Below are 13055 nucleotides of genomic sequence, written 5' to 3' on the forward strand. Positions count from 1 at the left end.
TAACGGAGGTATTTGAATGGGAATTTTTGAAAAGTTCAAAAATGGTTTGAGTAAAGCGAGAAATACCGTATTTAAAAATATAAAGTCTATTTTTTCTGGTAAAGTTCTTAACGATGATGTATTAGAAGAATTGGAAGAAATATTAATAATGTCTGATATGGGTGTTGAAGTTTCCAATACAGTTTTGGAAGAGTTAAAAAGTAGATATAAAAAGGATAATTCCTACAATGATCCGCTTTTATTATTGAGAGATATTTTAGTGGAAAATTTACAGAAAGACGAAGTGGTTAATAATTTTCAGCAAAAACCCTATGTAATACTCATCGTTGGAGTCAACGGTAGTGGAAAAACTACGACTACTGCGAAGTTAGCTAAGATGTATTCTAACCAAGGGAAAGAAGTTGTTTTAGCTGCTGCAGACACATTCAGGGCAGCTGCAATTGAGCAACTCAAAGAATGGGGTAATAGATTAAATACCACTGTAATAGCTCATCAAAAAGGTTCGGATGCCGCCGCAGTTGTTTACGATGCAATAACGCACGCAAAATCAAAAGGCAAAGATGTAGTGTTAATAGACACCGCAGGACGTTTACATACAAAAAGCAATTTAATGGATGAATTAAAAAAAATAAAGCGTGTAGTTGAAAGGGAAGTCCCCGGAGCTCCTCATGAAACACTGTTAGTTCTTGACGGAACTACTGGTCAAAATGGGATTTCTCAAGCAAAGGCTTTTAAAGAAGCAATAGATATAAGCGGGATAGTTGTAACTAAATTGGATGGAACAGCCAAAGGGGGAATAGCTTTTGCTATAAACCATGAACTCAATATTCCAATAAAACTAGTAGGATTTGGAGAGAAAGAAGACGATTTACAAATTTTTGATCCTTTGTCCTACTGTAATGCATTACTAGGTGTTGATGAGATAGAATGAAAGATTTTATTAGAGATTTTGCAGTGTGCCCAGTATGTCAAAAAGAATTTTCTTTTGATAAAGTAGCCTCAACGTCTATAAAAGTTAGTTCATATGATTTAGATTTAAAACCAGAATACAGGGATATTAATGTATCTCTTTATTCATTGATCACTTGTCCCAATTGCTATTTTACCTTTCAGGAAAAAGATAAAGATTATATATACGAATATTTAAATTCTCTAAACACCGAAGAAGTTAAACTGTTTTTGAATAAGATAGACAAAAAATCTCTTCCAGAAGCAGATAATTCTTCTTCAAAATCTCATGAATTTTATGCAACTCAACTTATGATAGCTGCTAATATTTACGCAATTTTGGGATTACCCAGTGAAGTAGTAAAAATTTTGGTAAAATTTGCTTGGTACTACCGTGAACAAAATGAAGAAGAAAAAGAGTTGGGAATACTTTACTATTGTGGAAAAATTATTGAAAAGAACTATGAAACATTTTCAGAAGAGGATTATATATTTTCTTTGTTTTATCTGGGGTATATAAACTATAGACTGAATAATAGAAAGGAAGCTGCGAACTTGTTTGATTATTTGTTGAAAAATTATAATAATCCTAAAAATCCATACTTAAAGGCTGCAAAATATCTAAGGGGTGAATTAAAATGAAGAGATTATTTTGGATTTTTTTGTTAGGTTTGGCATTTTTTCTATCAGGGTGTACGGTTTTTCAACCGACTTCTCAAGAACCGACTTTGCCAAACAAAGATTTGGAGTTAATTCAAAATCATTTGGATGCGTTGGATGAGCGTTTAACTCAAATGGAAGAAAAACTTAATAGTTTATCTGATGAAATTTATCAAATTTCAAAGAATAACAGTTATGCTTATGATATGGCAAAAAGCTTAAAAGATCAGTACACCAATATTGATAGCAGAGTAGTAACCTTGGAAAATTATTTGTATGAAGGGCGGAGTACTGAATCTATTGATAAACTGCTAGATTTAGATCAAAGGGTTCGAAGTTTAGAGGGCCAAATTAACAATGTTTCTCAAAAAAAGGTTAATAATTTTACAAATACTGATTTAGATCAAAAAATATTGCAATTGGAAGTTCAGATTGCAGAATTACAAAATGTTGTGAACAATATTCCCAAGAATGATCAAAAAATTCTATTAGATACCGTGAATTCCCTAACGGAAAAGGTTAATAATTTGGAAAAAAGTTTTCAAAATTCCGAATTTTACTTTTTGGAAAACGGAAATATAAAAGAGCTTGTGCAACAAGAGGTGGACAAACTGAATTTAGAAAAATATGTAGAAAACATAGTAGATTATAAAACTGAAGAGACAGTTTCTAAATTTTATTATAAGAACCAGTCCACAGAAATTTTGAACGTTAAAACTTTAGAAAACCAGGTTTCTTCTTTAAGCAAAGAGTTAGAAAATGTAAAATATGACCTTCAAAAGGTTATTACCCAACCACCAAATTCATTAAATGAGAAATATTTTGGTCAGATACAAAATATCGAAATGAAGATCGACCAACTATATAAATCTGTAGGAGAAGCAGAAGCTAGTTATTTGTTTGAGAATTCAAACGAAGTAAGGTATAAAGTTAAGTCTGGGGATACCCTTATAAGCATTTCAAATGCGTTTAACTTAGGAAATAAAGGTGTTCAGATTATTCAGCAAGCCAATAATCTACAATCAACGAATATTAAAGTAGGGCAAGAATTAATCATACCCGTGAATAATATTGAAGAGTATATCAGGTGGCCCTTCCCTAAAACATCACTTTCAAATTATGAAAATATTGTTGTGAGGTTTGGAGAGAGAAATGCTGCTGGAGTTTCTAGTGGGATAGGAGTTTTGGTTCAAACAGAGCAGGTTTATCCGGTTTTGCCTGGAAGAGTGATAGAGACTGGGAAATTACCAAATGCCAGTTGGTATATAAAAACGGACCATGGAAATTCTATTGTGAGTGTCATAGGGAATATAAAAACTCCATATGTTGATGAGGGCAAATGGGTGGATTCGAATACATCATTAGGAATAACTCAAGCAGGTAGTATTGTAATGGTTGAATTGTGGAAGAACGGAGAACCAAGAGATCCTTTAAAACTTTTTTATAATAGGATTGGAGATTTTCAGGCAACCTACTACACAGAATGGGATGACAAGCTTGTCTATTCACCAACTTTTAGGTTAACAAAGTCTGGAGAAAAACCAACACCATACAAAACAATTGCGTCTGATCCTGATGTCTTGCCTTTAGGAACGATAGTTTATATACCTGAATTGTCAGATCTTCCAAATAAAGGGTATTTTGAGGTTCAAGATACGGGTGCCAAAGTTTTGGGGAATAAGATTGATATTTACGTGAACGATGTTAGATTAGCTAATAATAGTTTACAGAATTTAACCGTTTACGTGGTCGGCAGAAAATCCGACGTATAAGTATGTAATAGATATGAAGCCTATTTGATATTTTTATTGAGTGTTGATTTATAAAAAGAAACGTTTATTTTAAAAGGAGGAATAACACATGTCACTTACTGTCAAAAGTAGCTATGCTTTAAGGGCTTTGTTTGAATTAGCCGTACTAGCCGAAGATGAAGGAAGAGAAAAAGTGCCTATCAGTGAATTATCTGAAAGGCAAAATATACCAAAAGATTTTCTTGAAAAAATATTTATAGAATTACGTGATGCAGGAATAGTTAAATCTATTAGAGGTAAATTTGGTGGATATGCTTTAGCTAAAAATCCAGAAGATTTACGTTTGAGCGAAATTATTCAAGTTTTAGATAAACCACTTCAATCCTTTGATTGTATCGTTGGAGAATGTTCTTTGGAAATAGAATGTGCCGTTGAATTTGTATGGAAAAGGGTTGATAATTCCATCATGTTGGAATTAAGTAAAATGACCTTGCAAGATATAATAGATTACGGAAGAAAAATAGCAAAGATCAAGATGTCAGAAGATGAAGGAGGAAGATTAAAAAAAATAAATGTCTAATAAAAGAGTATTAATGCTCATGAGTGGTGGGGTAGATAGTTCTGTTGCTGCATATCTTTTGAAAGAACAAAATTATCAAGTTATAGGACTTCATTTCAAAACCGTGAACGATGTTATCTTTTCATTGATCCCTGAAAAAAAGAAAGTTTGTTGTAGTCCTTCAGATACACAAGATGCCTTAAAAATTGCAAATAAGTTAGATCTTGATGATTTTCAGATAGTTGATATAAAAAAGGAATTTAAAGAGAAAATAATCAATTATTTCATCAATACCTATAAAGAAGGTAAAACGCCCAATCCTTGCATGTTATGCAACAAGTTTTTTAAGTTCGGAAAGGCTTTAGAGATAGCTCATAGCTACGACGCAGATTTGGTTTCCAGTGGTCACTATTTAATAAAAGAGTATTCCGAAAAGTATACTACCTATGTTATTAAAAAAGGTGTTGATCAATACAAAGATCAATCATATTTTCTATCTTATATAGACAAAAATACTCTTCCTTATTTGTACTTTCCTTTAGGGAATATGTATAAAGTTCAGATAAGAGATATAGCAAAAAAAATAGGATTAAGTGTGGCAAATAAGCCTGACAGTCAAGAGTTATGTTTTATTCCTGATAACGATTACAGAAAATTTCTAAAAGAATATGGAGTTAATTCTGAAGAAGGAAAAGTTTACGATTTAGAAGGAAACGAAATAGGAACACACACAGGATACATGAATTATACTATTGGTCAACGTACCGGGATAAGCTACTATAAAAACGCAAATGTGAAATTACATGTATATAAAATAGTGCCCCAAAAGAATATTATTATAGTTGCTCCTACTGAAAAAATGTATTCTAAAGAGCTTATTGTACGGAACGTTAACTTTTTTGTGGATTTTGATAAAGTAGAAGGCTTTTGTAGAGTTCGTAAGAAAAGCGAAGAAAAGCCAGCAGTTGTTAGTAAGATTTCTGATAATACTTTAGAAGTGAGTTTTAAAGAACCGATATTTGCTGTTACACCCGGTCAATTTGCAACAATTTATGACGAAAGCGGTGTTGTTTTAGCTTCGGGTATAATCAATGTTTAATAAAATGGGGGAAATTTAACAATGGGAATTAGGGACGCAGCATATCCAGGAAGTTTTGATCCAATAACATTTGGGCATGTGAACATAGTGAAACGAGCAAGTGAAAGGTTTGACAATCTTTATGTGGTTGTTATGAATAATCCAAAAAAAAAGTATCTTTTTTCTCTCCATGAAAGGATTGAAATGGTAAAAAAGGATTTAGAAGGTATAAAAAATGTTATTGTTGAATCTTTTGATGGTTTGCTGGTAAATTATTTAAAGGAAAAAAAAATTTATAATTTAATAAGAGGTTTAAGGGCTGTCAGTGATTACGAATATGAACTACAAATGGCAAACGCTAATCATATGCTTTTTCCAGAGTTAGAGATTTTCTTTCTTATGGCTGATACAGATTTTTCTTACATTTCTTCATCGATGATAAAAGAAATTGCATCTTACAATGGAGATGTTAGTAAGTGGGTATCTAAGTTTGTTGAAGCAAAGTTACAAGAAAAACTATTAAAAAAATAGTAATAAAACAATAATTTTCTTGTTTTAATATTCAATTAGTTGTGTTAAAATACAATGGTTTTATCGATCATTATGGTCGGGGGAGCGGGGCGTGCTAACACAAGGTTTTAGAGTTTTTAAAGTCAGAAATAAAAACATTAGGAGGTATTTTAAATGGACGTATCAATTGAAAAAATAAAGAATCTTAGGGCTTCAACAGGAGCAGGAATGTTAGATTGTAAAAATGCTTTAGAAGAAGCTAACGGAGATATAGATAAAGCCGTTGAAATCTTGAGAAAGAAAGGCTCTATAAAAGCTGCAAAAAAAGCTGGAAGAGTTACTAATGAAGGAATTGTATACTCTTATATTCATCATAATGAAAAAATTGGTGTCTTGCTATTGTTGGGATGTGAAACCGATTTTGTAGCTAGAACAGATGATTTTCATGACTTAGCTAAGAAGATTTCTCTGCAAATTGCTTCGATGAAACCAAAATGGATTTCAAGGGAAGAAGTTCCTCAAGAAATTATAGATAAAGAAAAAGAAATTTACATGGAAGAGTTAAAAGATTCCAACAAACCGGAAAATATCAAGGAAAAAATTGTAGAAAACAAATTAGAAAAGTTCTACACTGAAAATTGTCTTCTTGATCAAGAATATGTTTTTGGTGAAGGGGAAAGTATCAAAGATATTATTAGTTCTATGATAGCAAAAGTAGGAGAAAATATTACAGTAGATAAATTTGCTCGATTTGCAATTGGTGAATAACAAAAAGGTGGAGGTTTCCGCCTTTTTGCTTTATTTATGAATTTGAAACTTTTTCTATCACCAATAAGACTGCATTGACGTTTCAAAAAGGAGGGCCTATGTACAAAAGAGTATTACTAAAATTGAGTGGGGAAGCTTTGAGTGGTGAAGGGGGAAAAGGGTTTTCTGAGAAAACGTTAACATATTTGGTGAATGAGGTCAAGAAAATTCATCAGTTAAATATTAAATTGGGGATCGTTGTGGGAGCTGGAAACATATTTAGAGGGAAAGAGCTAAAAGATTTTCGAATTCAAATGGCTGATCAATTAGGAATGCTGGGCACCGTCATAAATTCACTGTATCTTAAAAACGTTTTTGAAAGCAATGGTTTGAAAAGTGTTGTAGTTTCTCCCATTGTAAATTTACCTTCTGTAATGCCACTCAAATATGATTTTATTGAACAGTGTTTTGAAGCTGGCTATATTGTTTTATTTGCTGGCGGAACTTCTAATCCTCTGTTTACTACGGATACAGCCTCTGCCTTGAGGGCTATCGAAATGAATGCGGATATACTTGTTAAAGCTACGAAGGTTGATGGTATATACGATAAAGATCCAAAATTATTCGAAGATGCCAAAAAATATGATAACATAACTTATGAACAAGCAATTAAAGAGCAAATAAAAGTTATGGATACAGAGGCGTTTTCAATATGTGAAAAAAATAATCTTTCCATATTGATCATCAATTTTTTTGAAGAAGGTAACTTGCTTAAAGCCGTAGAGGGAGAGAATATTGGCACTAAAGTCAACCACTAAATATTGTCCATTTAATCTAAATTCAATTCTAAAGTTTAACTAAAATATAAATTTGTGGAGGTGTTTCTTATATGGAAAAGTTTTATGATGAAATAGTATCAGTAAAAGCAAGAGAGGTATTAGATTCAAGGGGTAATCCAACCGTTGAAGCAGAAGTTACTTTGTCTACTGGCGCAACCGGTTCAGCTATTGTTCCTTCAGGCGCTTCAACGGGTAAATTTGAAGCATTAGAATTAAGAGATGGTAATAAAGATTATTATATGGGAAAAGGTGTTACTAAAGCTGTAAATAACGTAAACAATATTATTGAACAAGAAGTCGTTGGATTGAACGCTTTTGATCAAGTTAATGTTGATAAAGTGATGTTGGACTTAGATGGAACAGAAAACAAAGAAAATCTTGGAGCAAACGCCATATTAGCTGTTTCTATGGCGGTGGCAAGGGCTGCTGCAAACTCTCTAGGACTACCTCTCTACAAGTACTTAGGAGGAGTGAACGCCAAAGTTTTACCCGTACCAATGATGAATATAGTAAACGGTGGACAACATGCTGATAATAATCTAGATATTCAAGAGTTCATGATTATGCCTGCTGGATTTAATTCATTTAAGGATGCTTTGAGAGCAGGAGCAGAGGTTTTTCATAATTTAAAAAATATTTTGAAAAAAGAAGGGCACATAACTTCTGTTGGAGATGAAGGTGGTTTCGCTCCAAATTTAAATTCGAATGAAGAAGCTATTAAATACATTATTAGAGCCATACAAGCCGCTGGTTACGAACCTGGTAAACAAATTTTCATTGCTATGGATGCTGCTGCTTCTGAGTTTTACAATGAAGAGACAAAAAAATACTCTGTTGATGGAAAAGATATGAGTTCGAATGAATTAGCAGATTATTATATATCATTAATTGATAAATATCCTATTAAGTCATTAGAAGATCCATTCGATCAAGATGACTGGGAAGGTTACTCTCAATTCACTGCAAAGGTAAGAAACAGGGTTCAAATAGTTGGTGATGACTTATACGTTACAAATGTCAAAAGATTGCAAAAAGGTATAGATTTAAAAGCTACCAACTCTATTTTGATCAAATTGAATCAAATAGGAAGTGTAACAGAGACTCTAGACGCAATTGAATTGGCCTATAAAAATAATATGACTGCCGTTGTATCTCATCGTTCAGGAGAAACAGAAGATACTTTTATTGCTGATTTAGTTGTAGGGGTAAATGCAGGTTTTATTAAGACCGGATCACTCTCAAGAACAGACAGAATAGCAAAATATAATCAGTTGTTAAGAATCGAAGAAGAACTCGATACAACCGCTCAATATAGAGGATTGAATGCTTTTTATTCAATTAAGAAATAGTGAATATTTAAACATCATTAAAAACCGGTGATTTCTTTCTTCACCGGTTTTTTATATATATATCCAATAAGATTTAATTAGAAATTTTATAATACTTGAACGATATTTTATTTATCATAAAAAATCAATTCTCTTCACAAAATAATTTTTTACTTTCAAATTTTTTATTAGATATTGCTTTTTTAATTTAAAATAATCGGTGTTATTCTCTAACTCAAAGCTTATATAAACTTCTTTTTCAAGACTTTGTATATGGGCATCTATAACTCCGAAGTTGTGAGTAAGAAGGATTAAATTCAATTTTTGATTCATCGTCTCTTTCTGGTAATTTTTTAAATTGTTTTGATATTCTCTATCAATCGTAAAAAATATAGGCAACCCAAAGATTGAAAAGAACATTAGGGGTGTTTTTGTTTCTAAGCTTAGATTTTTAATGGTTAAGTAAGAACTTAATGTTTTATCCATTATATTATTTCTTTCGCTTGTTTGAGATTCATTTTTAGTATCCAATGTCTTTACATCTTTTTCTTTCAAAGTTACTAATTCTCTTATTAATTTTAGCTGGTTCTGAGAGAAATAATCTGGATTGTTTTTACTAGAAATGTATACTTTCATCATGTCTACGATTTTGTTCGCAGAATGGGACGGGGATAAAACGGAGTTTAAATTATCTTTAAAGGATTTTAGAATTGTAGTTACAATTTTTTCTACTAGTTTTTTAAAGGAAGTCATTTCGTGGGTTTCCAAATTATCAAATTTTAAGTTTTTTAATTGTGTGTTTAGGGTTTGAGAAAACTTTGAGAGCCATATGGATGCTTTCAAATTTTGTGTATCTGTGAAGTTAGGAGTTTTAAGGTTAATAGAATCGATATTTTTAAAGTTTGGAAATCTTAAACTTAATTTAATACCATTTGTTGATGACTCACCTAAATATTTCATCTTAATTGGAGTATCTACACTATTTGCTTTATCTTGTGATTTTAAAAAATTCAAATTCACTCTAATACCTACTTTGATATTTTGATTACTTTGATTTTCTAAAAAGAAAAAAGAATTTTTAACACCTATTATAACTAAGTTGTCCTTTGAATAAAGAACCGTACCTACTAACCTATTAATATTATTTTTCTCTGCGTAATCGAATAAAAAGGAATTATTTTGAGAAAGAATTAAACTCAACAATTTATCATACATATTGATTACCTACTCTTCAAATGTATCAAATAATCCCAATTCCAAAGATTTTTTGACAGATTTATAACGCTTAATTTTAGAAGTAACTAACTTTTCCGAAGTCAATAATTTTTCTTTCATCATTATGTATCTAACTTTATTGGGTTCAGTGAAGTACCAATTATTTCTAGAAGAAGAATATTCAGGTACGTTTACTTTGTATTTTGTTCCTATTACCGCTCGTGACTCTATTTTTTCTATAGCCTTAATTTTTTTAAAATAGGTGATGGCATTTTGTGTTCTTCCGATACTAATATTCAAATTTGAAGCTATCTCTCGTACGCTAGTATGGGTAACTGTATGATCATATCCCAGCCCGTAACTCATGTTGTACAAGTATAAATATACTTTTGCAAAAGACGATGGCGTTAGTTGTAAAATATACATAAGTACCTTTTCTGGTATTTGTATAAATGGCCTTACAGGTCTATATTCAAATAAATTTACGTTAGTATCTTTTTCACCTGTTGTTCTAGGCATCGTCTTTTCCCTCCCATTCCTCTTTACTAATTACCTTTCCATTTTCTAAGGTGTATTCTTTTAATTTATAATTTCTATCAAATGTAGCAGAAAGGTGTATTTTGTTGAAACAGTTTGAACCTATATATTCTTTATTTATTTTGTACTCACCTGTTTCATAATCGGTGACAAAATCATAACCTTTTCTAAGATAACTTCGGAACTTCTCTCCGCATTTTGTACATTTGAAATGTATAACTAATGCGTTTTTCTCATTGTAAAAAACTTGTTTATTCGTTGTTTTTGAAACATTTGACTTATTCCTTTTAAAAAAGTTAAACATAATAATAAATGGCCTCCTTTTTAACCAACATCCAACCAAAATCAACTCCAGAAAGTTGGACAATTCTATTTTTTAAAGGTTGTAAAATTAATTATGAATAGTTATTGAAATTATATCATAATTTATAACTCAAGTTAAATATAAATGATTATTTGGAATTATACAAAACTAACGGCAAATAAAAACCATTAAAAGGTTAAAACAGTAGAAAACTTTGTTTGTCAACGAGAAAAAATTATAGTAAAATAAATATAAAAAAACTTTCATTTTAAATAGATATTTAATTCTAAGGGGGTGTTTTTCTAATAGATGATAGTTCAACGTTGCAATACCGTTGGGCATGGTGGATTTTGCTCCAATATCAGAAGCAGGATGGGTAACCGTTCCAGTTCCCTTTAAATATGGGTTAGCTTTTAACTGGAGTCTTATTATCCCTTGGATTTTAGCCTATATCATCACAACGGTTGAAACAGTGGGTGATTTGACAGCTATTGCAGAAGTTAGTGGTGAACCAGTTGAAGGCGAAATACATGATCAAAGATTAAAAAGAGGAGTTTTGTTAGATGGTGTGGGAAGTGCTTTGGCAGCTGTTTTCAACACACTTCCTAATACAACCTTCAGTCAAAATATAGATGATAAAAAATGTTTATATTAGCACTTTCATTAGCTTTAGGATTAGGGGTTACTTTTCAACCAGATATAGTGATCCAGCTTCCGGAATAGATGGCTATAATTTTCTCGTCTAATATTACTGTTGGAGCTTTAACCGCTTTTATTTTAAACCTCATTATACCCGAGAAAGAAAAGAGGGAGCACATGAATTAAATTTATACATGCCATCATCATTCTTAAATCAAAGAATTTATTATTTTGAGTATTTATGATTATAACCGTTTATTAGTTATTATAAACGATTACTAGCGATTAAGTTTAATTAGCACTGAAAATCGAGTTTTAATTACTTGGTCAATAAGATGTATAATATTAAGTTAACTAAGAGAACCATTTGATAGAACTTTTTTAAAAATTTTTTGGATTCTAGAAATATGGTTTAAAATAAAATTTAGAGTTTCTAAATAAAGTAATATTTAAAAACTTAGGAGGAATGAGATGATAGATTTAACTGTTAATAAAGACGTGTTAGAAAAAGTTGTCGAAAGGGCTAAAGAGAACAACATTATTATACCAACCTTTGCTCAAATGCGAAACCCTGAATTGATTCCTGATGAAATCAAACAAAGGTTAAAAAATATCAGCTTATGGGACATTAACTCTTTTAACTTATTCAGAATTACTTGGAAAAACGAACCTGTTCCAAAAGGTGGTCTGTATGGGGATGTAAATTACTTTGAGTTACCATCTGAATTAACAGGTGTTAAAGCTCGGATCGTTGCATTAGTTGGTAAATGGTTTCCAACCGGGTCTCACAAAGTTGGTTCCACCTTTGGTTGTCTTGTGCCAAGACTTGTGACTGGTCAATTTGATCCTACTAGTCAAAAAGCAGTTTGGCCTTCAACAGGCAACTATTGCCGTGGAGGTGCATATAACTCTCAGCTTTTAGGATGTGAATCCATAGCTATACTTCCTGAAGGCATGAGTAAAGAAAGATTCGAATGGTTGTCAAAAGTTGCAGGGGAAGTAATTGGAACACCAGGGAGTGAGAGTAACGTAAAAGAGATATTTGATAAATGTAAGGAATTAAAGTCTACTTACGACAATATTGTTATTTTTAACCAATTCGAGGAAATGGGCAATCGTTTGTGGCATTATGTAGTTACTGGACCTGCTATGGAAGAGGTCTTGCAAAAAATCATGCGTGAGAAAGACAGATTAGCCGGAACAGTATTTACTTCAGGATCTTCAGGAACATTGGGATCTGGAGAATATTTAAAATCTATATATCCAAAGAGTAAATTAGCTGTATCAGAGGCATTACAATGTCCTACTTTATTAAACAACGGATTTGGTGCACATAGAATTGAAGGCATAGGAGATAAACATGTTCCTTGGATTCATAATGTTAAAAATACGGATATGGTTATCGGGGTTGATGATAATGATGCTATGAATTTAATAAGGCTTTGCAATGAACCAGAAGGAAGGGATTTTTTAAGAAAACAGGGAATTTCTTCAGAGGTTGTAGATAATTTATCTTTGCTTGGAATTTCGTCTATTGCAAATGTACTTTCGGCAATAAAATTTGCCAAATACTATGAATTAACAGAAAAAGATGTAATAATGACAGTATTCACCGATTCTATGGAGTTATATGGTTCCAGGCTTAAAGAGTTACAAGAACAAGAAGGTAAATATAGTCAACAAAAGGCGGCAATAGATTTTTATAGACATATATTAGGAATAAAAACTGACTTTATTCAAGAATTGAGTTATTACGATAAAAAAAGAATACACAATTTAAAATACTATACTTGGATAGAACAGCAGGGTAAAGAACTCGACGAATTAAACGAACAATGGTACAACTGTGAAGAATACTGGGGGAATGCATTTGAAACAGCAGATAAAATTGATCAACTAATAATTGAATTTAACAAAAAAACAGGATTATTAGACTAATT

14 protein-coding genes are annotated in these 13055 nt (G+C 31.6%); 11 read left to right on the top strand and 3 right to left on the bottom strand.

Annotated elements, in window-relative coordinates; genetic code table 11:
- Nucleotides 1-16 precede the first annotated feature (16 nt).
- From ftsY to eno, 9 genes are all read left to right on the top strand, one after another.
- Entirely contained in the window at nt 17-931 is a 915-nt protein-coding gene (ftsY, locus tag X929_RS07405) for a signal recognition particle-docking protein FtsY (protein ID WP_103067385.1), read from the top strand.
- On the top strand, nt 928-1590 hold the full coding sequence (locus X929_RS07410) for a DUF2225 domain-containing protein (protein ID WP_103067386.1): 663 nt from the start codon (nt 928-930) through the stop codon (nt 1588-1590). The genes ftsY and X929_RS07410 overlap by 4 nt, the downstream gene beginning before the upstream one ends.
- Nucleotides 1587-3380: a LysM peptidoglycan-binding domain-containing protein gene (locus X929_RS07415; RefSeq protein ID WP_103067387.1), complete on the top strand. Its 1794-nt coding sequence runs from the start codon at nt 1587-1589 to the stop codon at nt 3378-3380. Before X929_RS07410 ends, X929_RS07415 begins: the two co-directional genes overlap by 4 nt.
- Nucleotides 3381-3468: 88 nt before the next feature.
- Complete coding sequence (locus X929_RS07420; protein ID WP_103067388.1) at nt 3469-3939, top strand: RrF2 family transcriptional regulator; 471 nt, start codon at nt 3469-3471, stop codon at nt 3937-3939.
- On the top strand, nt 3932-5017 hold the full coding sequence (gene mnmA / locus X929_RS07425; protein WP_103067389.1) for a tRNA 2-thiouridine(34) synthase MnmA: 1086 nt from the start codon (nt 3932-3934) through the stop codon (nt 5015-5017). Before X929_RS07420 ends, mnmA begins: the two co-directional genes overlap by 8 nt.
- A gap of 21 nt (nt 5018-5038) precedes the next feature.
- A complete protein-coding gene (gene coaD, locus X929_RS07430) occupies nt 5039-5527 on the top strand; it encodes a pantetheine-phosphate adenylyltransferase (protein WP_103067390.1) in 489 nt (162 codons plus the stop codon).
- 153 nt (nt 5528-5680) lie between these two features.
- Nucleotides 5681-6274: a translation elongation factor Ts gene (gene tsf / locus X929_RS07435; RefSeq protein ID WP_103067391.1), complete on the top strand. Its 594-nt coding sequence runs from the start codon at nt 5681-5683 to the stop codon at nt 6272-6274.
- Nucleotides 6275-6372: 98 nt separating this feature from the next.
- On the top strand, nt 6373-7071 hold the full coding sequence (gene pyrH / locus X929_RS07440) for a UMP kinase (RefSeq protein WP_103067392.1): 699 nt from the start codon (nt 6373-6375) through the stop codon (nt 7069-7071).
- A gap of 71 nt (nt 7072-7142) precedes the next feature.
- Nucleotides 7143-8441 (top strand): phosphopyruvate hydratase, encoded by a 1299-nt coding sequence (gene eno, locus X929_RS07445; RefSeq protein ID WP_103067393.1) that lies wholly within the window; start codon nt 7143-7145, stop codon nt 8439-8441.
- Between the two features lie 114 nt (nt 8442-8555).
- Here eno and X929_RS07450 read toward each other — a convergent pair whose 3' ends face one another.
- From X929_RS07450 to X929_RS07460, 3 genes are read right to left on the bottom strand one after another with little or no spacing between them, the layout of a single operon-like run.
- Nucleotides 8556-9635, bottom strand: a complete 1080-nt coding sequence (locus X929_RS07450; RefSeq protein ID WP_103067394.1) for a hypothetical protein — start codon at nt 9633-9635, stop codon at nt 8556-8558.
- Nucleotides 9636-9644: 9 nt separating this feature from the next.
- A complete protein-coding gene (locus X929_RS07455) occupies nt 9645-10154 on the bottom strand; it encodes a hypothetical protein (RefSeq protein WP_103067395.1) in 510 nt (169 codons plus the stop codon).
- Nucleotides 10147-10476, bottom strand: a complete 330-nt coding sequence (locus X929_RS07460) for a hypothetical protein (RefSeq protein ID WP_103067396.1) — start codon at nt 10474-10476, stop codon at nt 10147-10149. The genes X929_RS07455 and X929_RS07460 overlap by 8 nt, the downstream gene beginning before the upstream one ends.
- A 340-nt stretch (nt 10477-10816) precedes the next feature.
- Between X929_RS07460 and X929_RS07465 the strand changes: the two genes are divergently transcribed.
- Both X929_RS07465 and X929_RS07470 read left to right on the top strand, forming a co-directional pair.
- Complete coding sequence (locus tag X929_RS07465; protein WP_103067397.1) at nt 10817-11131, top strand: solute carrier family 23 protein; 315 nt, start codon at nt 10817-10819, stop codon at nt 11129-11131.
- Nucleotides 11132-11586: 455 nt separating this feature from the next.
- Complete coding sequence (locus tag X929_RS07470; RefSeq protein WP_103067398.1) at nt 11587-13053, top strand: pyridoxal-phosphate dependent enzyme; 1467 nt, start codon at nt 11587-11589, stop codon at nt 13051-13053.
- Nucleotides 13054-13055: the final 2 nt, after the last annotated feature.

This window comes from Petrotoga olearia DSM 13574 (assembly GCF_002895525.1).
Lineage (GTDB): Bacteria > Thermotogota > Thermotogae > Petrotogales > Petrotogaceae > Petrotoga > Petrotoga olearia.

What these genes read in the sequence shown, in the direction of transcription:
- X929_RS07470 (WP_103067398.1), top strand. Translation starts at nt 11,587, where the DNA reads ATGATAGATTTAACTGTTAATAAAGACGTGTTAGAAAAAGTTGTCGAA.
- X929_RS07460 (WP_103067396.1), bottom strand. Translation starts at nt 10,476, where the DNA reads ATGTTTAACTTTTTTAAAAGGAATAAGTCAAATGTTTCAAAAACAACG.
- pyrH (WP_103067392.1), top strand. Translation starts at nt 6,373, where the DNA reads ATGTACAAAAGAGTATTACTAAAATTGAGTGGGGAAGCTTTGAGTGGT.
- X929_RS07410 (WP_103067386.1), top strand. Translation starts at nt 928, where the DNA reads ATGAAAGATTTTATTAGAGATTTTGCAGTGTGCCCAGTATGTCAAAAA.
- X929_RS07450 (WP_103067394.1), bottom strand. Translation starts at nt 9,635, where the DNA reads ATGTATGATAAATTGTTGAGTTTAATTCTTTCTCAAAATAATTCCTTT.
- X929_RS07455 (WP_103067395.1), bottom strand. Translation starts at nt 10,154, where the DNA reads ATGCCTAGAACAACAGGTGAAAAAGATACTAACGTAAATTTATTTGAA.
- ftsY (WP_103067385.1), top strand. Translation starts at nt 17, where the DNA reads ATGGGAATTTTTGAAAAGTTCAAAAATGGTTTGAGTAAAGCGAGAAAT.
- X929_RS07465 (WP_103067397.1), top strand. Translation starts at nt 10,817, where the DNA reads ATGGTGGATTTTGCTCCAATATCAGAAGCAGGATGGGTAACCGTTCCA.
- X929_RS07415 (WP_103067387.1), top strand. Translation starts at nt 1,587, where the DNA reads ATGAAGAGATTATTTTGGATTTTTTTGTTAGGTTTGGCATTTTTTCTA.
- X929_RS07420 (WP_103067388.1), top strand. Translation starts at nt 3,469, where the DNA reads ATGTCACTTACTGTCAAAAGTAGCTATGCTTTAAGGGCTTTGTTTGAA.
- tsf (WP_103067391.1), top strand. Translation starts at nt 5,681, where the DNA reads ATGGACGTATCAATTGAAAAAATAAAGAATCTTAGGGCTTCAACAGGA.
- coaD (WP_103067390.1), top strand. Translation starts at nt 5,039, where the DNA reads ATGGGAATTAGGGACGCAGCATATCCAGGAAGTTTTGATCCAATAACA.
- eno (WP_103067393.1), top strand. Translation starts at nt 7,143, where the DNA reads ATGGAAAAGTTTTATGATGAAATAGTATCAGTAAAAGCAAGAGAGGTA.
- mnmA (WP_103067389.1), top strand. Translation starts at nt 3,932, where the DNA reads ATGTCTAATAAAAGAGTATTAATGCTCATGAGTGGTGGGGTAGATAGT.